Origin of the sequence: Actinoplanes couchii (assembly GCF_016862075.1) — a bacterium.
Classification (GTDB): domain Bacteria; phylum Actinomycetota; class Actinomycetes; order Mycobacteriales; family Micromonosporaceae; genus Actinoplanes; species Actinoplanes couchii.
This window is the reverse complement of record NZ_BOMG01000074.1, coordinates 47,062-67,597: the sequence shown is the minus strand read 5'-3', so window position 1 is coordinate 67,597 and position 20,536 is coordinate 47,062. Positions and strand designations below refer to the sequence as shown.

The window sequence follows — 20,536 nt, the reverse complement described above, 5'->3', positions numbered from 1 at the left end:
GTGTTTTCATGGGGACGGACTTCGATTACTCGCCGTGGGATTTCTGGAGTGTGGCGAGTGAGGAGGAGCAGGACCGGCAGCATGCGGTGCGGGGTGAGCTGAACGCCCGGCCCGGCCACGACGTCGCGGACGGCTGTTTCGTCTCCGAGAAGGCGTCGGTGCACAACGACGAACTAGTCCTGGGCCCGCGCACCTACGTGGCGGCCGGGGTGTACACGACCGGTTCCGTGCGGGCCGGCCGGGACTGTTCGATCAACGTCTACACCGTGGTCCGGGGCCGGGTCGAGATCGGTGACGCGGTCCGGATCGGCGCCCACACGTCACTGCTCGGCTTCAACCATGTGATGGCCGACCCGGACGTGGAGGTGTTCCGGCAGCCGCTCACCAGCAAGGGCATCCGGATCGGCGACGACGTGTGGATCGGCTCGCACGTGGTGGTCCTCGACGGTGTGACGGTCGGCGACAAGGCGGTGCTGGCGGCCGGCGCGGTGGTGACCAGGGACGTGCCGTCCGGCGCGGTGGTCGGCGGCAACCCGGCCCGCGTCCTGAAATGGCGCGTCCCGCGCGAGCAGCCAGGCCCGGCCCGGGGCGGGCCGGCGGCCTTCGCCGACGCGGTCCGGGCGGACGCGGTGCCGGTTCTGGACCGGTGCTTCGACGGCGAGTTCTTCGTGGACCGTCCCGGGGCCGCGCGCACGATCCGGGCCCAGTGCGACGCCGTCGAGATCGCCGACCTGCTGCTCGGGACCGCACCACCGCAACTGCCCGCCGACCTGCAGCGGCACCGGCTCCGCGACTGGCAGGACCCGGAGACGGGACTGATCGGCACGCTCGGCCCGGACGGTACCCAGACCACTGCCGGGCCGGGGTTCACCGATCCGGACGCCGGCTACCACGTGCTGGCCGTGGGCTACGCGCTCGACCTGCTCGGCAGTGCGCTCCCGCACCGGATCCGGCTGCTGGAGGCGGACCTCCCCGCCGAACTGACGGCACTGCCGTGGGGAGACCGGGCGTGGCACGCCGGGCACTGGGTGGACATCCTCGGCACCGCCCTGCACCGGAACGGGGACGGTGCCGAGGAACTGTTCGGCTGGTTGCTGCTGAACGCCGACCCGGCTACCGGCATGTGGGGCGCCCCGTCGCTGCCGGACGGCCGGCTGCAGATCGTGAACGGCTTCTACCGTGCCTCCCGGGGCACGTTCGCCCAGTTCGGGATCCCGTTGCCGTACCCGGAGCGGGTGATCGACACGGTTCTGGCGCATGCCCGCGATCCCCGGGTGATCCGCCCCGACCGGCAGAACGCCTGCAACATCCTGGACATCGCCCACCCGCTCTGGCTGACCCGGCACACCGGCTACCGGGCCGCCGAGGCCGAGGCCCTGGCCGCGACGTTGCTGAACGACGCCGTCAAGCATCGAGTCCCGGGCCAGGGCTTCGGCTTCCACCCGTCCCGCACCCCGCCGGGCCTGCAGGGCACCGAGATGTGGCTGGCCACCATCTGGCTGCTGGCCGACCTGACCGGCACCGCCGACGACCTGGGCTACCGCCCCCGGGGTGTTCACCGCCCCGAGCCCGCACCCCCGAGGCCGGCCCGGGGGATGACCATCGGGGCGCCGGTCTCCGGGTCGGGGAGTACGCGGCACGGGAGTTCGTAGACCTTGTCGATCAGCTCTTCGGTGATCACCGCGGCTGGTGGGCCCGCGGTCACCACGGCGCCGTCCTTCATCACGATCAGGTGGGAGGCGTAGCGGGCGGCCTGGTTGAGGTCGTGCAGCACCACCACGACGGTGCGCCCCATCGAACGGCGCAGCTTCCCGAACAGCTCCAGCAACCCGTACTGATGGGTGATGTCCAGAAAGGTCGTCGGCTCGTCCAGCAGGAGTGTGGGTGTCTGCTGGGCGAGGACCATCGCCACCCAGACCCGCTGCCGCTGACCGCCGGAGAGTTCGTCGACCGGCCGGCCGGACAGTGCGGTGACGCCGGTCGCGGCCATCGCCTCGGCGACGATCCGTTCGTCGTCGCGGGACCAGCGGTCGAATCGGCCCTGGTGCGGGTACCGGCCGCGGGCGACCAGGTCGGCCACCCGGATCCCGTCCGGCGCGATCGACGACTGCGGCAGCAGCCCGAGCCGGGTGGCGAGTTGTCTCGTGGGGACGCCGGAGATCTCCCGGCCGTCGAGCAGGATGCTGCCCGCGCGGTACGGCAGGATCCGGCAGCGACTGGGACGAGCGGATCCTGCGCGCGGTCGCCCTGGACGACGTGATCGAGCACCTCGGCTCACCCGGCGCGCACCCCGGCTCATCCGGCGCGCGCCCGGGCTCGCCGGACGTGCAGCTGGGTGAGGGTGGGCGGCGGCTCTCCGGTGGCCAGTGTCAGCGGGTGCTGCTGGCCCGCGCCCTGCACGACCCGGCCGAGGTGATCGTCCTCGACGAGCCGACCACCGCCCTCGATCCGCTGACCGAACAGCGCGTCGCCCAGGGGCTGCGGGACCTGGGCCGCACCATCGTCGTGATCACTTCCAGCCCGGTGCTGCTGGCCGCCTGCCACGAGGTGACCCGATGAGCCACACCCTTCCGGTGGCGGACGCCCGGCAGAGCCGGCGACACCTGGCCGGTCTGCTGCGCCCGCGGTGGCGACTGCTCGCCCTGATCACGTTTCTGCTGCTCGCGGGCTCGGCGGCGGCGCTGCTGATGCCACCGGCGCTGGGGCGGATCGTGGACGCGGTCCTCGCCGGAGCAGGTCCCGGCAGGATCGCCGCCTGGTCCGGAGCGGTCGCCGCGGCCGGGCTGGTCTCCGCGCTGCTGCTCCGCCAGGGCGGTCTGCTCCTGGTCCGCTGCCTGCAGCAGGTGCTCGCCGCGCTCCGCGAGGAGATCTTCGACGCGGCGGTACGCCTGGACCAGGGCACCGTCGAGGACGCCGGAACGTCGGACGTCGTCTCCCGCGTCACCGGCGACGTCGAGGCGATCACCGCGGCCGTCTCCGGAGTGCTGCCCCGTTTCGTGCAGGGCGCGTTCACGATCACCCTGACCTTCGCCGGGCTGGCCGCACTCGACCCGTGGCTGGCGCTCGCCGCCCTGGTGGCGGTGCCGGTGCAGGTGTGGACGACGGTCCGGTTCCTGCGCCGGTCCCGCCCGCTGTACCGCCGGTTGCGCCGGCAGGAGTCCGATCGTGGTCAGGCCATCATCGAGACCGTCTCCGGCGCCGCCACCGTGATCGCCCACAGCCGCCGGCGGGAACGCCTGGACCTGATCGCCACCCGCAGCCTGGCCGCCGTCGAGACCGCCCGGGAGGCCACCCGGGCCCGCAACCGGTTCAACGCGGGCCTGAACACGGCCGAGTTCCTGGGGCTGGCCGCCGTGCTGTCCGCCGGATACTGGCAGGCCACCACGGCCGGTCTCTCGGTCGGCTCGGTCACCGCCGCCGCCCTGTTCTTCCACCGGCTGTTCAGCCCGATCGCGGCCCTGCTGTCCAGCCTCGACGATCTGCAGCGTGCCGCCGCGGGCCTCGGCCGGCTCGTCGGCGTCCTGCTCGCCGGTGCCGACCGCGCCCCGCGCCGCGACGTCGACGGCCGGTCCGTCCGGATCCACGCCCTGACCCACCACTACCGCCCGGGCACGCCGGCCGCCCTGTCCGGGATCGATCTGGACATCCCGGCCGGAACGGTCACCGTGCTGGCCGGAGTCTCCGGCTCCGGCAAGTCCACTCTGGCCCAGCTCGTCGCCGGAGTGTTCGCCCCGGCCGGCGGCGAGGTGCTGATCGGCGGTGTGCCCGCCACCGAGGCCGGCCATCGGGGCCGCCGGGCGGTCCTGCTGGTCACCCAGGACACCCACCTGTTCACCGGAACCCTGGCGGGCAATCTGCGCCTCGCCGCCCCGGACGCCACCGACGACGCGCTGCTCGCGGCCCTCGACACGGTCGGCGCGGAGTGGACCCGGGACCTGCCGGACGGCCTGGACACCGTCCTCGGGCACGACCTGGACGACGCCCGGATCCAGCAGATCGCCCTGGCCCGGGTGCTGCTCGCCGACCCGCCGGTGGTGGTGCTGGACGAGGCCACCGCGCACGGCGGCGCCGGGGGAGGGCTGGACGACGCGGTCCGGGCGGTGATCCGGGGGCGGACCGCGATCATCGTGGCGCACCGGTTCACCCAGGCCGCGACCGCCGACCTGGTCGTCGTCCTGGACCGGGGCCGGATCCGGGAGCAGGGCAGCCATGCCGACCTGGCCGCCCACGGGGGCGCCTACGCGCGACTCCTTGCAGTCATCGAATCGCATCGATAGCATCGGCTTCCCGGGCGATGTTACGAGCCGGTTAACCACAACTCGATAATGAAAGCTTTCAATCGCCCGGATCCCCAGTCCCCGTCCTCACGTTGGGATCCCCCATGTCCAGCAGAGTGCTCACCGGGTTCGTCGCGGCGGTCGCCGCGGTGTCGGTGGCCGTCGTCGGCATCCCCACCGACACCGCCCCCGCGGCAGCAGCCGACCCCACCTCGACCACCAACACCGAGAACCTCGACCGCGGGCTGATCAGCCTGCGCACCGGCGGCGGCAACTTCCTGTCCTGGCGGCTGCTCGACGCCGACCCGGCCGGAACCACCTACGCCGTCTACCGCGACGGCGCCCGGATCGGCGTCACCGGCACCACCAACTTCACCGACAGCGGTGCGGCCGCCGGCGCGGCCTACACCGTCCGCCCGGTCACCGGCGGCGTCGAGACCCTGGCCGCGGCCACCCCGACGGTCGCGCTGGCCGCCGCGTACCAGGACGTGCCGATCCAGATCCCGGCCGGCGGGACCACCCCGGACGGGGTCGCCTACACGTACTCCGCCAACGACGCCTCGGTCGGTGACCTGGACGGCGACGGCTCCTACGAGATCGTGCTCAAGTGGGATCCGTCCAACGCCAAGGACAACTCGCAGTCCGGGTACACCGGGCCGGTCTACATCGACGCGTACAAGCTCAACGGCACCCGGCTGTGGCGCATCAACCTGGGGAAGAACATCCGGGCCGGCGCGCACTACACCCAGTTCCAGGTCTTCGACTACGACGGCGACGGCAAGGCCGAGGTCGCCATGAAGACCGCCGACGGCAGCACCGACGGCACCGGCGTGGTGATCGGCAGCTCCAGCGCCGACTACCGCAACTCGTCCGGTTACATCCTGTCCGGCCCCGAGTTCCTGACCGTCTTCAACGGCCAGACCGGTAGGGCGATGGCCACCGCCGACTACGTCCCGGCCCGCGGCACCGTCTCGTCGTGGGGTGACAGCTACGGCAACCGGGTCGACCGGTTCCTGGCCGGTACCGCCTACATCAACGGCAGCTACCCGAGCATCATCATGGCCCGTGGCTACTACACCCGCTCGGTCGTGGCCGCCTGGGACTTCCGCAACGGCACGCTGACCCGCAAGTGGACGTTCGACAGCAGCTCGTCCACCAACGGTTCGGCCTGGACCGGGCAGGGCAACCACCAGCTGTCCATCGCCGACGTCGACAGCGACGGCAAGGACGAGATCATGTACGGCGCGATGGCCATCGACGACAACGGTTACGGCCTGTGGACCAACGGGCAGGGCCACGGCGACGCGTACCACGTCGGTGATCTGATCCCGTCCCGCGCCGGCCTGGAAGTCTTCAAGGTCAACGAGAACACCAGCAAGCCGGCCGCCTGGATGGGCGACGCCCGCACCGGCGCGATCATCTGGTCCAACCCGACCTGCGGCTGCGACAACGGCCGTGGCGTGTCGGCCGACATCTACGCCGGCAGCCCCGGCGCGGAGTCCTGGTCCAGCGCGTACTCGAACCTCTACAACACCAGCGGCGCCAGCATCGGCCGCAAGCCGTCCAGCGCCAACTTCGTCATCTGGTGGGACGGCGACGCCCAGCGCGAACTGCTCGACGGCACCCACATCGACAAGTACGGCACCAGCGCCGACACCCGCCTGCTGACCGCCGACGGCGTGCACTCCAACAACGGCACCAAGGCCACCCCGTCGTTGCAGGCCGACATCCTCGGCGACTGGCGCGAGGAGGTCATCTGGCCGACCACCAACAACACGGCCCTACGGATCTACTCCACCACCGACGCGACGAGCATCTCGCGGGCGTCCCTGATGCAGGACAGGATGTACCGCGAGGCCGTGGCCTGGCAGAACACCGCCTACAACCAGCCCCCGCACCCGTCCTTCGCCATCTCCTGACCCCACCACGCCCCGAAGCCATACCCGGAGCCGTCCCCGCCGAGCGCACACCACGCCCGGCGGGGCCTGCCCGGCACCAGCACGTCTCCTCACCCGGCATCACCTCCTCTACCGGCAGCGGAGAGAAACAACCTGCCCGAACCATCCCCAGAACCACCGGCAGGCGGCTCCGGAGACACCGAACTTCGCGGTGAACGGGAAGCTCCAGCGCGGCCCGGCCATCGGATCACTCAGGTTTGGGAAACTCGGGAGCGCCGCAAGTGCCCCGGGACCAACGGCGCCAGGTGTTCCCACCTCTGATCCGTCACAGCCTGATGCGGGTCGCCCTGTGCTGACGGGAGCCTCTTCCCGGAGCGCCCGCCGGAGGCGCTGTTCTTGACGGCTGACCGCAGGCCGCCCTCGGCAGAGCCGCAGGCGGGTAGACCGCGCCTCAGTTCACTTCGACCTCACGTCGGACCAGGCCCGCGTCGAACCACGCGACCAGCGTTACTGCCAGGTTTACTGCCACCTGGGCTTCCTCCATGGATACATCACCAGGAGCTGAGGGCTGCCCTCCGTGGCGGTCGTGCTGCCCATGCCAGAGCAGACGCATCATATTGATGACTACTTGCAGTGACGGTGCAGAGTCGTGCTCGCGGAGCATCGGCAGCGACCAGCCAGCTTGATTTTCGAGCTGCTTCAACACCGTTCCGAGCGTCGCTCGCGAATTCTGAGGGGATACAACCGGCACGGCGGCGTCCTCCACGGCTAGGATCGCCAACCGGTATGCCGTACTGGCGTCCGGCGTAAGCCCATAGAGTTCCTCCCAGGCTTTGGCTAGTCGCATTCCGGCCCGTCCGGCGCGCCCCATTATCGAGTCGGCGGCGACTTGCACACCGATTGGCACCCGGCGGATCAGGCCAGGTCGACCCGCGCGTTCACCGATCGCATAGGCGGACTTACTCAGCCCCAAGATGAGACTGAGGGTTTTCGCTATGCCGTCCTGCCTGCTGTGAGCGAGGAGGAAATCAGCTACCTGCAGCGGGCCGTGATGCTCTTGGAGAGTTTGGATCGCTCGGTCCAGCTGGTCGCCGCCGACGTTGGCATCGACGAAACTTATGCGCAGATTGCTCGTGGTAATTCTGAGCATCTGACACATAAATTCCCATAATGTAACGTTAAGCATCGCTGCCCTGTCACCGAATACGTCTCCTCGGAACGTTGTCAGAGCTTCGCGCACCCAAGCCCAGTACGGCACAGCCATCCAAGCAGGGATCCCGTCATGGAGAGCGTCATACTCGGCAATCTCTTCGTCACTCTCGACACCGAGCGGTCGCCAAACTTCAGTCACGGATGGATTGTTTCACTATCTCTCGAACTAGAACCGCCCGGACATCCGCTAGGGGCCAGCCCGGCGCTTCGTTGTGTCCAGCAGTTAGTGCCTCGTCATGAGGCCTTGAAGGGGTAGTCCGGGTGGCGGATCTTGGACTTAGTCGCGTATCCGGTTTTAGGTTTGGCTCGCTGGTTGTGCCATCGGATGTAGTTGCCGATCGCGGTGTCCTGTTCGGCGTGTGACTGGTGGTCGGAGCCGTTGAGGGCGAAGTAGCGCAGGGCGGCGAAATTCGCCTCGATCCAGTTCAGCCAGGAGCTGTAGGTCGGCAGGAAGACCAGTTCGACGGCGTTGGCGGCGCACCAGGCCCGGATGCTCGGGTGTCTGTGCGGGGAGAAGTCGTCCAGGATCAGGGGAGAAGTTGTCCAGGATCAGATGCAACGTTTCGTCTGGCCAACGCCGTCGCAGGCTCTTGAGGAAGTTGAGGAACTCGCCCGAACGTGTCCGGTCCCGGATTCGGCAATTGGATTCTGCCGGTGGCCAGGTCGAGGCTGGCGACAATGTGCCGGACCCCGTGGTCACGGTGGTAGGTGGCCCGCAGCCGGACCGGCTTACCCTGCGGTTTCCAGGCATTGCCGGGCCGGTGGTTGCAGGTTCGAGGGTCCGAACTCGCCGACGCCGACGACGCGGCCGCCGGCGGGCGGGTGGTCGTAGGGATCCAGGATCGCTCGCATCTCGGCGACGAACTCCGGATCGTCGCCGCCCTTCCACGTCTACGACGTCTGCCAGCTCACCCCTTGTTCGTACAGGATCCGCCGGACGGTCTCGATGCTGATCGTGGTGACGCAGCCGGTGGCGATCCGGGGGTCACACCGGGCTATCACGTAGATCCAGTCGCGGGTCTGCTCACTTATCCTGTTCGGTGTGTCCCTTCTCCATTTTGGGTCCTGCGCGTGGAGGCCCCTGCCGTGGACCGCGTGGATCACATCACGGACGTAGGCGTCGGTGGCCTTGAGCAGGTACGCGATGTCCGCCGCGGGCTGGCCCTGGGCAGACGTCAGCACCACGATCGCAGCTTGACCGGATCCTTCGCGGTACGGGTGATCCGCTTCAGCCGCTGACCTTCCGGCATCGACAGACCCCATCGGCGAGCGGCTGACTGCCTGGTGAGCCGGCGTGATCGTCATGTCCCCCTGCTCAGCTCGTCAGGTAGTGCAGGTCTCGGATCGTCTCTGAGCGGGGGATCGGTGGCAGGTCGGACAGGGCGGCCGGGTGGATCGTGGTCAGGGTTTGTGGGGCGTCCGGCTCCTGCCAGTGGTAACCGGGGGCGCAGCCCAGCTGGACCACGGTGCCGTCCGGCCAGTCTCGCCGCACGCCCCGGTTGTCGTCGTCGAAGGTCCAGCTCTGGGCTGTCAGCGAGTACAAGCGGCCCGACGGGATGGTGCGGCCGATGAACCCGGCCGGGTCGGCTGCGGTGAACAGTTCGCGGCCCACCTGCGGGAACGGCTGGATGATCGCGTAGTCGGCGAACACCGTCGACCACACGGACCGGGCGGTCCCCAGATGCCAGGGGTGCGGCAGGCCGACCGTCGCCTCCGGGTCCAGGGTCCAGCCGTCGTCGGAGGCGTCGGCGAACGTGCGGTCCTCGGCCGGGCGGAACGCCGTCAGCAGCTCCCCGGACGGAGCGAACGTCGCCCACAGCAGCCGGCGGGTCAGGTGCCAGGTCAGCGGGTGGTCGACGAACAGCTCGGTGAACTCGGCCGCCGACCAGCGGCGCCCGGTCACCATCGCGTTCTCCAAGGCGTACCGGCGCTCGGAGATCATGGTTTTGAGGTCTTTGCGCAGTGCGGTCCAGCGGGCGCGCGCCGACGACGCCGACGAGGGGTCGTCGGTCGCGGCGATGCGCGGGATCCGGCTCAGACGGCTGCCCCGCTCGTCGCTCAGGGCCGGTTGCAGCTGGTCGTCGAGGGTGATCGTGAAGCGGCGCGGGCCGTAGTCGAGCGGGCTCAGGTCCATCGCGGGCACCAGCCGGTCGAGGAGCTGCGGCACCGTGACGCCCCGCCGTTGCGCTACCGCGCCCAGGGTCTCCGCGGCGGCGGATCGCAGGCCGGGGGTCGGCGCCTTGCGGCTCGACTCGAGCAGTGACCGGAGCGCGGTGTCGGTGCCGATCCCGCCGATCGCCTCCATCGCGTGCCGGACCCGGACGTGCGTCGACGACGCCCACTGCGGGAAGTACCCGGTCAGCGCCGGCACCGTGCCGTCGTCACCGAGGGTGGCCAGGGCGAGCATCGCGAAGTCGCCCTTCGGCGGGTACTCGGCGGCCCGCCACTGCTCGAACACCGCCCACCCGAACGCGGCCGACCCGGCGGGATGCCGGTCACCGGGCGAGGACGCCGCCACCAGCTCACACAGGGCCTCCCGGGTGATCGACTCAGGAGCAGGCAGCGCACCGACGACCAGCCACGGCGGCAACGTGCTGCTCTCGGCGCCGCCCATGACCAGCAGGTGATCGCGGAGCAACTCGGCGGCCACCGGAGCGCCGGCCCGGGATCGGAGCGCGCGCCGGGGGACCTCCGGATGTCTACGGGCGGCGGCGAGGAACGTACCGCGGAAATGTTGCCTGTCGATCCTGTCGATGAGCAGGCCGAACGATTCCTCGAACGGGAGCGCCGCGAGGGCCTTGACCGCACGCTTGAGGTCGTCGGTGGTGTCGAAGCGGGCGTGGTCCAGCAACTCGGCCCAGCCCCGGCCGACTCCCGTCCCGTCGACCTGCACGCCGCGCATGCCGGCCAGCAGATCGCGATGGATCGGCGCGTCCAGTTCGGCCAGCAACCGGGCCGCCCGTTTCGGGAAGCGGGTCAGCACCCCGGACTTCAGGAAGGCGGCCGGCCGGACCGGGTCACCGTCGAAACACTCCCGGCACAGCGCGCGGAACGCCTCGTCGGTCGGGATCACCGCGAGCATCCGGATGCCCTCCGGGTCGAGCCGGCCGGCCCCGGAACCCCACGCCGGGTACGCCAGCCGCACCAGCTCGGCGAAGAACGGCGTGGCCAGGATCGCCCCCGCCTCGGGCCCGACACCGTCCAGGACCGTGCCGACCAGACCATCGCTGTCGTACGGGTACAGATCGTTGACGACGTGCCCGCGCAACAGTTCCAGGTGTGTGGTGGTGCTCGCCGCGAACAGCAGCAGCGCGCTGAACCAGCGGTGGTCGCCGTCCGCCATCTCCTCGCCACCGGAGTCGTCGGCCGCCCACCCGGCCGCCGCGGCGCAGTCCTCGTCGACCCAGGCGATCTCGGTCGGCAGCAGGAACGAGGCGAGGATCCGGCCGATCGGGGTGGTCCGGCCGGCGGCGAGAACCGTGCGGGCGTCGTCGTACTCCGCGCCGGGCGCGCCGGCCAGGCGGGCCCGGACGAACGTCGCGGCGTCCCGGAGCCGCTCCAGGTCGGCGGCGCGCCAGCCCCGCTCGAACGCCTCCGGATCCGAGGGGTCGACAGTCCACAGTTCCCTCGTCGCGACGAGCGTGCCCATCTCGGCGACCATCCGCACGCCGAAACCGGTGCCGAAGAGGCCGACGGCCAGCTCGGCGACATCCTCCGCGTACATGGCCACCGTCAACACCACCACCCCGGCGCCGCGGGGATCCGCCGGGCCGGGCTCCCCGGTCGCCAACCACGGCCGGACGAACCGGTCACCGGCCACGGCCAGGTCCGGGTCGTGGATCACCGCGCGGTCGTCGGCCAGGAACTTCTCGTCGTCGATGAACCGCAGCGAGCTGCGCAACTCCTCGGCCGGATCGTCCGCCGCCTCGGCCGGCACGGCGAAACCACCCCGCCTGGGCAGGATCTCCCGGTATCTCACGGGCAGCACCCAGGCGTTCTCGTCCGGCATTCACAGCTCCTTATCCAGGAAAGTCCCACAGCAGGTAGTCGCCGACCGGGGCGAAACCCATCGCGGTCCAGACCGGGAGTCCCGCCGGGGTCGCCTGCAGCACCGCGGTGCCCGCTCCCCCCGCGGCGCCGTCCCCGATCACCCGCGTGGTCACGGCACGTCCGAAGCCACGGTTGCGGGATTCCGGGCGCACCCCGACAAAATAGACGCCTATCGTACGATCTTTCGGAACGGTCACCCCCACCGCCACCGCTGCGACGCGCCCCTCGGCCCGGCCCAGGTACAACCGGAAGCGCTCGTCGGCGATCGTCTCCGGCCCGCAGATCGCGTCGAGGAGCTTCGGCTCGTAGCCGTAACTCGCCGCCGCGCAGTCCACGAACTCCCGCACGGCCTCGACACTGCGGGCGACGTCGATGGTCAGGCCGCCGGCGACCGCGGTGGCGTCCTCACTGGCGACCGCATCCCGGCTGAGGATCGGGTACAGCGGCTCCCGCTCGACGCCCCGGACCGTGGTGACCGTCGCCGGACCGGAGCTGACCAGCCGCCAGGGCAGTTCCCGTTTCCCGAAATAGCCGGCCGCCTCGGCGATCGACTCCTCGTCGTCGGCCCGGCAGTGCACCTGATTGAAGGCCGGCCCGGCGATCCCGGTGTCGACCATGACCCCGCGGTCCAGCTTCCAGTACGTCCCGCCGGTGCAGCGCGCGAGGTGGAGCCAGAAGGACAGGTGGTTCGTGTGTAGTTCCCGTAGCACCCCAGCATGCTACTGGCCTGGTCGAGGCCGTCCGGCGGCTACTTCTTCGCGGCCTTGGCGGCGCGGCGGCGGTCGATCGAGTCGACCAGCTTCTCGCTGACGTCCTGCCGGGCCTTGCGCAGCAGAAAGACCGAGAGCAGCATGCTGACCGCCATGGCGATCAGGGCCCGCAGAAAGATGTCCATCCCCAGCGGTAGCAGGGTCAGCACGAGAAAGACCACCAGAAACAGCCCGAGCCGGGCAGTACCGAGGAACAACACGGAACGCATGCCCCCCATCATGACCGACCGGCTCGGGCCGAGTCTCAGCTGGTGCGGCGGAAGGTGGCGTCGGACCGGGCCGAGGTGGTGGTGATGGGGTCCATGCGTAGTTCGTAGTTGCTGTGCCGGATGTAGCGGTCCGGGAAGTTGTAGGACTGGAACGACTGCCAGGACGCGTCGGCCAGGCCCGCTGTCTGGCGGAACGTGGCGTCCTGGCGGAACGTCGCGGTGCCCGGGTTGGGGTCCAGGCGCAGGACGTAGTTGCTGTGCCGCAGGTAGTGGCCGGGGAAGTTGACCGATTCGAAGCTGATCGCGGACGTGTCGGCCAGGCCCGGGACGACGCGGAACCGGGCGTCCAGCGCGGGACTCACCGACGGGTCGATGCGGACGGCGAAATTGCTGTGCCGTACGAAACGATCCGGGAAGTTGTAGGACTGCAGCCGCTGGACGGTGACCGCTCCGGGGTTGCCGGACTCGCCGGACGGGCCGGCCAGGACCGTCGCGTTGGAGACCGGGACGCCCAGGTCGGGGGTGCCGTCGGCGTTCCACGAGATGCGCTGCGCGCGACTGGTCCGGGTGGTTCCGCAGCCCTGCGACGCCGCGTCGTTGGCGTGGTAGACGATCCAGTCCTCGGTGCCGTCGGGGCTCTTGAAGAACGTGTGGTGGGCCGGGCCGTACACGCCGTTGCTGTCGCTGCGCTGGAACAACGGGGTGGCGGTCTTGGTCCACGAGCCGCGGGCCAGCGGGTTGGCGCCGGTCAGCTCCAGGGAACCGATCTTGTAGTCGGGGGTGCCGCAGTAGCTGGCCGAATACGTCAGGAAGGTGCGCCCGCCACGCTGCAGCGGGTACGGCCCCTCGTTGACCGGATTGCCGACCTTCTCCCAGGCGTACGTCGGTTCGGAGATGATCGTGCCGAGCGCCGCGGGCGTCCACGGGTTGGTCAGGCGGGAGATGAACAGGCTCTGCAGGCCGCCGTTCTCGAAGCCGCTGTTGTTGTTGAACGCCGAGAACACGAAGTAGTTGACGCCGGCGACGGTCAGCACGCTGCCGTCGATCGACCACCCGTTGTTCGGCATCAACACCAGGGCGCCCTTGTACGTGTACGGGCCCATCGGATCGGTCCCGGCGCTCTCCAGGACGTGCTGTCGTTGCCCGCCGCAGCAGGCGGCCGGCCCGGCCGAGTAGTAGAGATACCAGCGCTGCCCGTTCGGCCCGTCGAGCAGGTGCATGCTGGGCGCCCACATGTTGGAGACCGCGTTCGGCTGGGACATGGTGAAGACGGTGGTCTCGGCGGCGGTGCGCAGCCCGGCCAGGGTGGCCGACTTGCGGATGTAGATGCGGCCGGTCCACGTGGTGGCGGTGTAGTAGTAGCTGCCGTTGTAGTAGCCGAGCCACGGGTCGGCGCTGTTCGGCGTACCGACGACCGGGTTCTGGAAGTTGGCTCCTGGTGCCGCGCGCGCGGGAGTGGGTGCCGGGGCCACTACGGCGAGGACGATCATCATCAGGAATGCGGCGAAGGCACGCATGCGGCTCCGTTCGGGGGCACGTTAGCGCTCACATGGTTGGCCGGAATATTACAAGCATCGATATCCGTACGCAACGAACTGATTTCCTGGATGTTTCTTGACGTGACATCGCATCGACGGGCATGTTAGCGATCACACGTCCCCGTACCCCCGAGGAAGTCACCGATGAGAAGACTCGTCACGGCCGTGGTGGCCGTCGCGGTGATGATGCTGGCCGGATTCGCCGCCCCGGCGTCGGCCCAGTTCATCACCGTGAACAACCCGGTCGTCAACCAGCGCGCCGACACGGCGATCTACAAGCACACCGACGGCTACTACTACATGACCGCGTCCGTCCCCGACTACAAGCGGGTCGAGCTGCGCCGCGCCACCACCCTGCAGGGGCTGGGCAGCGCCGCCACCAGCAACGCGTTCGTCGCCCCGAGCAGCGGCGCGCTGAGCGGCTGGATCTGGGCGCCGGACATCCAGTACGTGGACGGCGCCTGGTACATGTACTTCTCGGCGTCCCCCGGCACCGCCCGGTTCGACCAGCGGCTCTACTGGATCCGCAACACCAGCGCCAACCCGATGACCGGGACCTGGAGCGCGCCGGTGCGGTTCAACACCGGCTGGGAGTCGTTCCAGCTGGACGCGGCGTCGTTCGTCAACCGTGGGGTCCGCTACTTCACCTGGGCGCAGGACAGCCCGTCGACCGACTTCAACAGCCACATGTACATCGCCCGGATGAACGGGCCGACCGCGATCACCGGCACCGCCGTGGAGATCGCCCGGCCGACCGTCGCCTGGGAGAAGGAGGGTGTCGCCGGAGTCGTCGAAGGCCCGTCGCCGCTGGTCAAGAACGGGCGGGTCTACATCGCCTACTCGGCGTCGGCGACCGACTCCCGGTACAAGCTGGGCCTGCTCTCCTCGTGGGACAACGTCGACCTGCTGAACCCGGCGTCCTGGTACAAGCACCCGAACCCGGTGTTCCAGACCGCGAACGGCGTCTACGGCCCCGGGCACGGCAGCTTCACCGTCGCCGAGGACGGGGTCACCGACATGCTGGTCTACCACGCCCGGGACTACGCCACCCCGACCCCGGACGCGCTCACCGACCCGAACCGGCACACCCGGATGCAGCAGCTGCTGTGGCGGGAGAACGGCGACCCGTTCTTCGGCCAGCCGATCCCCAGCACCGTCGTCAACCCCGGCATCCGGGGCCAACACAGCAACCGCTGCGTCGACAACTACAACCGGGACACCACCCCCGGCGCGCTGGTCCGGCTCTACGACTGCAACGGTGGCACCGCCCAGCAGTTCGAGCTCAACTACAAGGCGGGTACGTACTACGAGATCCGCAACCGCAACACCGGCACCTGCCTGTCCAACGTGAACGCCGGCACCGCGCTGAACGCCGACGTCGGCCTCTCCACCTGCACCGGCTCCACCGCCCAGCAGTGGATCGTGCAGGACCGGGGCAGCGGCTGGTTCTCCCTGAAGAACGTCGCCGGAAACATGTGCCTGGACAACTTCGAGTGGAACGCCGCCAACGGCGCCCGCCTGTCCCTCTACACCTGCAACGGCCTGGCCGCCCAGAACTGGCGCCTCGGCTGACCCGCCTGTGAGGGCCGGGGCTTTCCACGAGTCCCGGCCCGGTGTCTCCTGCGCTCATGTCCACAACCAGCGCCGCAGCGGCGATCGCATAGCGCCCCGGGTGCTGTAGGGCGTTGGGAGCGCTACCGCCGAGGATGCGACTCTCCCCGATTCGTGCCAACGGGTATCTATTTCACAGGAAACTCATAGGTGTCCGATTTGGATGGTCCGGCAGCGGCCGGAGCACCGCCGGCCGCACGACCGGAAGGACAGCATGACCGATCCGACGAACCATCGTCGCCGACGTTCCCGCCTGCTGACCTTGGGTGCCGTCACCGGCACGCTCGCTCTCACCGCCGCCGGAGTGGGGGTGGCCCAGGCCGCCGCCGCCCCGCCGGCGCTCTCGTTCCGGGCCTCGACCAGCGCGGTCACCGCCGAACGGTACGAGTACGAGGGCACCTCCTGGCTCTCGTTCGACCTCGGCCTGCACGTGGTCGCCGGCCAGGACGCGTTCGAGATCTGGGCGAAGCGCACCGGCTACGACAAGCCGATCACCGCCGAGCGGGTGGTCACCCAGAACGGCAAGAAGAAGAAGGTGGCGCTGCCGGCCGGCACCGTCACCGACTTCTGGGGTCTCAAGGACTTCACGAAGATCACCATCGTGGACGAGGCCGGGAAGCCGGTCACCGAGTACACGACGGCGTTCTGCGGCAACGCGTGGACCTCCGCGCGTACCCGTCCGGACGCCCCGGCCGCCAACCCGTACCCGACCAGCTGTGGCGGTTACAACCCGTTCACGCTCGGCCAGGTCTGGGGTGTGCAGGCCGGCTGGAGCGCCAACGTGCCGGACCAGCCCGTGTACGACGGCACCGGCCCCGAGTTCGACCTGGCCCCCGGAAAGTACACCGCCACGGCCACCGTGAACCCGGCGTACCAGCAGATGTTCGGTATTCCGGCCGCCTCGTCCACCGCCACCGTGGCGGTCACCGTGGTCGACGAGTCCCGCGGCGGTGAGGCGGGCCTGCTCGCCGCCCGCAAGGCCGACACCGCCCGGGAGCCGTCCAGCGCCCCGCCGCTGGAGGACGAGCACGCACTGCACGCCGGTCAGGGTGACGCCGCCCGCCAGGTGTCGTCGTACCTGCCGGAGTTCCGGGCGCCCGCGAAGCGCCCGGCCGGCACCCTGAAGGCCGCCCCGGCCAGTGGACCGAAGCCGGACCTGCGGTCGCTGCCGGCCTGGGGCATCTCGCTCTCCGAGGAGGAGGGCCGGACCTTCATCAACTTCGGCGCCACCGTCTGGAACGCCGGAACCTCGCCGCTGCTCGTCGACGGGTTCCGCCGCTCCGGCGCCGACTCCGGGCTGATGGACGCCTACCAGTACTTCTTCGACGCCAAGGGCAACCAGGTCGGCTCGAAGGAGGCGGGCACCATGGAGTGGGACCCGCGGGAGGGCCACAAGCACTGGCACTTCACCGACTTCGCCCAGTACAACCTGCTGGCCGCCGACAAGGCCCTCGCCGTGCGCAGCGGCAAGGAGGCGTTCTGCCTGGCCAACACCGACGCGGTCGACTTCACCATCGCCGGCGCGAAGTGGCGTCCGGAGAACACCTCGCTGGAGACGTCGTGCGGCGCGGACACCGTCGTCGCGGTCCGGGAGGTGCTCGACATCGGCAACGGTGACACGTACACCCAGGACCGTCCCGGCCAGTCGTTCGAGATCACCGATCTGCCGAACGGCACCTACTACATCGAGGTGCTGGCCAACCCGGACAACAAGCTCGCCGAACTGAGCACCAGCAACAACACGGCGCTGCGTGAGGTCATCCTCGGCGGCACGCCGGACGCGCGGACGCTCGTCGTCCCGCCGGTGCACGGCATCGATGGTTAGTTGAGGCGGGCGGGGGTGTGAGAGCCCCCGCCCATCCCCTTAGGATCTGCGCCGTGACCTTCGACAGGCTCGACACCGGCGTCGCCCACCCGGCCCGCCGCTACAACTACTGGCTCGGTGGCAAGGACAACTTCGCCGCCGACCGCGAGTCGGGTGACCTGCTCGCCAAGTCGTACCCGGCGGCCCGGATCGCCGCCCGGGCCAACCGGGCCTTCCTGCGCCGCGCCGTCGCGCACCTCGCCGGTGAGGCGGGCATCCGGCAGTTCCTGGACGTCGGCACCGGCCTGCCGACCGCGGACAACACCCACGAGGTGGCACAGCGGATCGCGCCGGACAGCCGGATCGTCTACGTCGACAACGACCCGATGGTGATGGTGCACGCCCGGGCGCTGCTGACCAGCTCCCCGGAGGGCGAGACCCGGTACATCGAGGAGGACCTGCGCGCGCCGGAGAAGATCCTGGCCGCCCTGGAGATCCTCGACCTGACGAAGCCGGTCGCGCTGATCCTGGTCGCGGTGGTGCACTTCCTGCCGTCGCAGCAGGAGTCGGTCGGCATCGTCCGGACGCTGCTCGACGCCCTGCCGTCCGGCAGCCACCTGGTGATGACACTGGCCACCACCGACCTGCTCACCCCGGAGCTGAAGGCGAACTGGGACGAGTCGTTGCGGTCCGGGCGGTCGGACGTGTACCCGCGTACGCGTACCCAGGTCGAAAAATTCGTCGTTGACCTGGAACTGGTCGAACCGGGCATCACCGCGATCAGCGAGTGGCGCCCCGACCCCGCCGACGAGGAGCAGCCGACCCCGGTCGAGGCGTCGTTGTTCGGCGTGGTGGCGCGGAAGCCGTAATTCGCCGTCACAAACGGCGGTGCTGCGTCGTCCCACTCTCGTACAGCGTCTACGAGAGTGGGAACGACCATGAGGATCGCGGTTGCCGGTGGCACGGGACTGACCGGGCGGCTGGTGGTGCAGGCCCTGGAAGCGGACGGGCACACGCCGGTGCCGCTGTCCCGGGCCACCGGCGTCGACCTGACCACCGGCACCGGGCTGGACGCGGCGCTGGCCGGCGCCGGCGCGGTGGTCGACGCGAGCAACGTCACGACCATGAGCAAAGCGGTCGCGGTGTCGTATTTCGATCAGGCCGGCCGGCACCTGGCCGACGCCGCGCAGCGTGCCGGGGTCCGGCACCTGGTCAGCCTGTCGATCGTCGGGGTGGACCGGGTGAAGCTCGGCTACTACACCGGCAAGCTGCGGCAGGAGGAGATCGTCCGGGCCGGTGCGGTGCCGTGGACGATCCTGCGCGCCACCCAGTTCCACGAATTCGCCGGTCAGACGCTGGACCGGGTTCCCGGCCCGGTCGCGGCGGTCCCGTCCGGCAAGATCCAACCGGTTGCGGTACGCGAGGTGGCCGCGTTGCTGGCCACGCTGGCCGCCGGGGAGCCGCACACCGCGATCCTGGAACTCGCCGGCCCCCGGGTGGAATCGCTGCCGGACATGGCCCGCCGTCTGATGGCCGCCGGGCGCGCGCCGCGACGGCCGGTCCTGCCGGTGTACTTCCCCGGCGGCATGAGCGGTGGCGGCCTCCTGCCGACCGGGGACGGCCCGCGCGGCACCCAGACCTTCGAGGACTGGCTGGCTGACCGGTAACGATCAGAGTTGGACGGCCTTGGTCTCGAGGAACTCCTCGAGGCCGGGCCGCCCGAACTCCCGCCCGTTACCGGACTGCCGAGGACCGGTGTCAGGCCAGCCTCGACCGCCCGCCGGAGGTACCCGCCGACCTTCTCCCGGTGCTGTTCGGAGGCCATCGGCCGGGCTGCCGCGGGGCCCGCGCCGGCGCACCGCGGACTGCGCCGGGAGGACGTCGCGAAGCTGTCGGGCACCCCGCCCGGCCGGTCGCACGCCGGCCACGTCAACCCGGCATGCGGCGCATCCTCGACGGTCTCGGCGACGCGGCCGCGACGGTGGTGAACAACGTCGGGGATCAGTCACAGGCCCTGGTCGTGCACACCGCCACGCCCGGCACCGAGAGCCACCGCGCGCTGGTACGCCTCCAGAACCAGGCCGTGGAAATGGTGCACCCCGTGCTCGGAGAGACCGGACTCGTCCGGGTCGTGGACGATCCGGCCCTGGTCGAACGCCGGGGTCGACATGCCGCGCTGGACACTCTCGACGATGGTGATGTCCTGCTGCTGTAGCACCTCGTCGATGTATTTGACCGCCTCCACCTCGGCGGGCTCCAGCTCGGGTGTCTCGAACCAGAAGTCCCAGGTCTCCCGGGTGCGGTCGGGGCCGTCCGGCAGGATCTGCAGCACCATGAAGTTGCCGCGGCCGGGGTAGCGCAGCAGGCAGGTGTTCGGCCACAGCCACCACACGGCGTGCTCGGTCACGGACGCGCCGGTCACGTCGTACGCCGGATTGTCGGCCTTGCCCGCCTCGGCGAAATGACTGGACCAGATCCCGTGCGTGCGCACCTGGTAGGTGCTCATGTCGACGAGCGCGACGAACTCCCGGTGCGCGATGTGGCAGTGGTAGCACTCCAGGAAGTTGTCGACGACGTTCTTCCAGTTGGACCGGATGTCGTAGGTGAGCCGTTTCGCGTGCGTCAGCCCGGCGACGTCCGGCGCCCAGCGCTCGATCTCGGCGGCCAGGTCGGGAGCCTGCTCGATCAGCGGCTTCGCGCCCGGATCCAGGTTGACGTAGACGAACCCACCGAACTCCTCGACCTGGATCCGGTCCAGGCAGATGCCGCTCTTGTCGAACTTCGCCAGCCGGGCGTTGCGCAACTTCCCATCCAGGTCATAGACCCAGGCGTGGTACGGGCACACGATGGTGCCCGTGGTGCCCTCGCCGCTGAGCAGCTCGTGGGCGCGGTGCTTGCACACGTTCCAGAACGCGCGCAGCACACCCACCCTGTCCCGGACCACGGCGATCGGCATCCCGCCGACGGTCGTCGCGAGGTAGCTGCCCGGCTGCCGGAGTTTCTCCACGTGACAGACCCACTGCCAGGTGCGGCTGAAGATCGCCTTCTGTTCCAGCGCGAGCCACCGCGGATCGACATAGGCCTCGGACCGTAGGGACATCGATCGTGCCGGGTCGGGGTCGTAACCTGCCGCGATCGCTTCGACATCCATACCGATCAACATAGAT

Annotated in this window: 17 protein-coding genes; 8 read left to right on the top strand and 9 right to left on the bottom strand. The window is 69.9% G+C overall.

Going from position 1 to position 20,536, the window contains the following annotated elements; all coding sequences use genetic code 11:
- Nucleotides 1-8 precede the first annotated feature (8 nt).
- On the top strand, nt 9-1,652 hold the full coding sequence (locus tag Aco03nite_RS30055) for an acyltransferase (RefSeq protein WP_203800711.1): 1,644 nt from the start codon (nt 9-11) through the stop codon (nt 1,650-1,652).
- On the opposite strand, the gene Aco03nite_RS30050 is transcribed toward Aco03nite_RS30055, so the two are convergent.
- On the bottom strand, nt 1,556-2,278 hold the full coding sequence (locus tag Aco03nite_RS30050; protein WP_239145545.1) for an ABC transporter ATP-binding protein: 723 nt from the start codon (nt 2,276-2,278) through the stop codon (nt 1,556-1,558). The two genes, Aco03nite_RS30055 and Aco03nite_RS30050, sit on opposite strands and share 97 nt — an antisense overlap.
- Here Aco03nite_RS30050 and Aco03nite_RS30045 point away from each other — a divergent pair.
- From Aco03nite_RS30045 to Aco03nite_RS30035, 3 genes are all read left to right on the top strand, one after another.
- On the top strand, nt 2,257-2,559 hold the full coding sequence (locus Aco03nite_RS30045) for an ATP-binding cassette domain-containing protein (protein WP_203800706.1): 303 nt from the start codon (nt 2,257-2,259) through the stop codon (nt 2,557-2,559). The two genes, Aco03nite_RS30050 and Aco03nite_RS30045, sit on opposite strands and share 22 nt — an antisense overlap.
- A complete protein-coding gene (locus Aco03nite_RS30040) occupies nt 2,556-4,277 on the top strand; it encodes an ABC transporter ATP-binding protein (protein WP_203800704.1) in 1,722 nt (573 codons plus the stop codon). Before Aco03nite_RS30045 ends, Aco03nite_RS30040 begins: the two co-directional genes overlap by 4 nt.
- A 104-nt stretch (nt 4,278-4,381) precedes the next feature.
- Nucleotides 4,382-6,196, top strand: coding sequence for a rhamnogalacturonan lyase (locus Aco03nite_RS30035; RefSeq protein WP_203800703.1), 1,815 nt, complete (start codon nt 4,382-4,384; stop codon nt 6,194-6,196).
- Between the two features lie 430 nt (nt 6,197-6,626).
- Here the strand turns inward: Aco03nite_RS30035 and Aco03nite_RS30030 are convergent, their stop codons facing one another.
- From Aco03nite_RS30030 to Aco03nite_RS53250, 7 genes are all read right to left on the bottom strand, one after another.
- Entirely contained in the window at nt 6,627-7,526 is a 900-nt protein-coding gene (locus tag Aco03nite_RS30030; protein WP_203800702.1) for a hypothetical protein, read from the bottom strand.
- A gap of 95 nt (nt 7,527-7,621) precedes the next feature.
- Nucleotides 7,622-7,879: a transposase gene (locus Aco03nite_RS30025; protein ID WP_239145548.1), complete on the bottom strand. Its 258-nt coding sequence runs from the start codon at nt 7,877-7,879 to the stop codon at nt 7,622-7,624.
- A gap of 399 nt (nt 7,880-8,278) precedes the next feature.
- On the bottom strand, nt 8,279-8,692 hold the full coding sequence (locus Aco03nite_RS53255) for a COG3415 family protein (protein WP_239145544.1): 414 nt from the start codon (nt 8,690-8,692) through the stop codon (nt 8,279-8,281).
- Between the two features lie 10 nt (nt 8,693-8,702).
- Entirely contained in the window at nt 8,703-11,396 is a 2,694-nt protein-coding gene (locus Aco03nite_RS30015; RefSeq protein ID WP_203800700.1) for a DUF4132 domain-containing protein, read from the bottom strand.
- A 10-nt stretch (nt 11,397-11,406) separates the two neighbouring features.
- Nucleotides 11,407-12,147, bottom strand: a complete 741-nt coding sequence (locus Aco03nite_RS30010) for a GNAT family N-acetyltransferase (protein WP_203800697.1) — start codon at nt 12,145-12,147, stop codon at nt 11,407-11,409.
- Nucleotides 12,148-12,185: 38 nt separating this feature from the next.
- A complete protein-coding gene (locus tag Aco03nite_RS30005; RefSeq protein ID WP_203800694.1) occupies nt 12,186-12,416 on the bottom strand; it encodes a DUF4229 domain-containing protein in 231 nt (76 codons plus the stop codon).
- Between the two features lie 35 nt (nt 12,417-12,451).
- The gene (locus Aco03nite_RS53250) at nt 12,452-13,933 is read right to left on the bottom strand and encodes a family 43 glycosylhydrolase (protein WP_239145543.1); all 1,482 of its coding nucleotides are present in this window, start codon (nt 13,931-13,933) and stop codon (nt 12,452-12,454) included.
- Between the two features lie 165 nt (nt 13,934-14,098).
- On the opposite strand from Aco03nite_RS53250, the gene Aco03nite_RS29995 reads away from it, so the two are divergent.
- The 4 genes from Aco03nite_RS29995 (at nt 14,099) to Aco03nite_RS29980 (ending at nt 19,036) form a co-directional block, all read left to right on the top strand.
- A complete protein-coding gene (locus Aco03nite_RS29995; protein WP_203800690.1) occupies nt 14,099-15,526 on the top strand; it encodes a family 43 glycosylhydrolase in 1,428 nt (475 codons plus the stop codon).
- A gap of 253 nt (nt 15,527-15,779) precedes the next feature.
- A complete protein-coding gene (locus tag Aco03nite_RS29990) occupies nt 15,780-17,390 on the top strand; it encodes a lysyl oxidase family protein (RefSeq protein ID WP_203800687.1) in 1,611 nt (536 codons plus the stop codon).
- A gap of 53 nt (nt 17,391-17,443) precedes the next feature.
- A complete protein-coding gene (locus Aco03nite_RS29985) occupies nt 17,444-18,238 on the top strand; it encodes an SAM-dependent methyltransferase (RefSeq protein WP_203800683.1) in 795 nt (264 codons plus the stop codon).
- A gap of 69 nt (nt 18,239-18,307) precedes the next feature.
- Entirely contained in the window at nt 18,308-19,036 is a 729-nt protein-coding gene (locus Aco03nite_RS29980; RefSeq protein ID WP_203800680.1) for an SDR family oxidoreductase, read from the top strand.
- A 338-nt stretch (nt 19,037-19,374) separates the two neighbouring features.
- On the opposite strand, the gene Aco03nite_RS29975 is transcribed toward Aco03nite_RS29980, so the two are convergent.
- The gene (locus Aco03nite_RS29975; RefSeq protein WP_203800679.1) at nt 19,375-20,520 is read right to left on the bottom strand and encodes an aromatic ring-hydroxylating oxygenase subunit alpha; all 1,146 of its coding nucleotides are present in this window, start codon (nt 20,518-20,520) and stop codon (nt 19,375-19,377) included.
- Nucleotides 20,521-20,536 lie beyond the last annotated feature (16 nt).

Excerpts from the sequence above, each read along its gene's own strand:
- Aco03nite_RS30005 (WP_203800694.1), bottom strand. The coding sequence starts at position 12,416 with ATGCGTTCCGTGTTGTTCCTCGGTACTGCCCGGCTCGGGCTGTTTCTG.
- Aco03nite_RS53255 (WP_239145544.1), bottom strand. The coding sequence starts at position 8,692 with ATGACGATCACGCCGGCTCACCAGGCAGTCAGCCGCTCGCCGATGGGG.
- Aco03nite_RS53250 (WP_239145543.1), bottom strand. The coding sequence starts at position 13,933 with ATGCGTGCCTTCGCCGCATTCCTGATGATGATCGTCCTCGCCGTAGTG.
- Aco03nite_RS30040 (WP_203800704.1), top strand. The coding sequence starts at position 2,556 with ATGAGCCACACCCTTCCGGTGGCGGACGCCCGGCAGAGCCGGCGACAC.
- Aco03nite_RS30035 (WP_203800703.1), top strand. The coding sequence starts at position 4,382 with ATGTCCAGCAGAGTGCTCACCGGGTTCGTCGCGGCGGTCGCCGCGGTG.
- Aco03nite_RS29990 (WP_203800687.1), top strand. The coding sequence starts at position 15,780 with ATGACCGATCCGACGAACCATCGTCGCCGACGTTCCCGCCTGCTGACC.
- Aco03nite_RS30055 (WP_203800711.1), top strand. The coding sequence starts at position 9 with ATGGGGACGGACTTCGATTACTCGCCGTGGGATTTCTGGAGTGTGGCG.
- Aco03nite_RS30015 (WP_203800700.1), bottom strand. The coding sequence starts at position 11,396 with ATGCCGGACGAGAACGCCTGGGTGCTGCCCGTGAGATACCGGGAGATC.
- Aco03nite_RS29980 (WP_203800680.1), top strand. The coding sequence starts at position 18,308 with ATGAGGATCGCGGTTGCCGGTGGCACGGGACTGACCGGGCGGCTGGTG.
- Aco03nite_RS29975 (WP_203800679.1), bottom strand. The coding sequence starts at position 20,520 with ATGGATGTCGAAGCGATCGCGGCAGGTTACGACCCCGACCCGGCACGA.
- Aco03nite_RS29995 (WP_203800690.1), top strand. The coding sequence starts at position 14,099 with ATGAGAAGACTCGTCACGGCCGTGGTGGCCGTCGCGGTGATGATGCTG.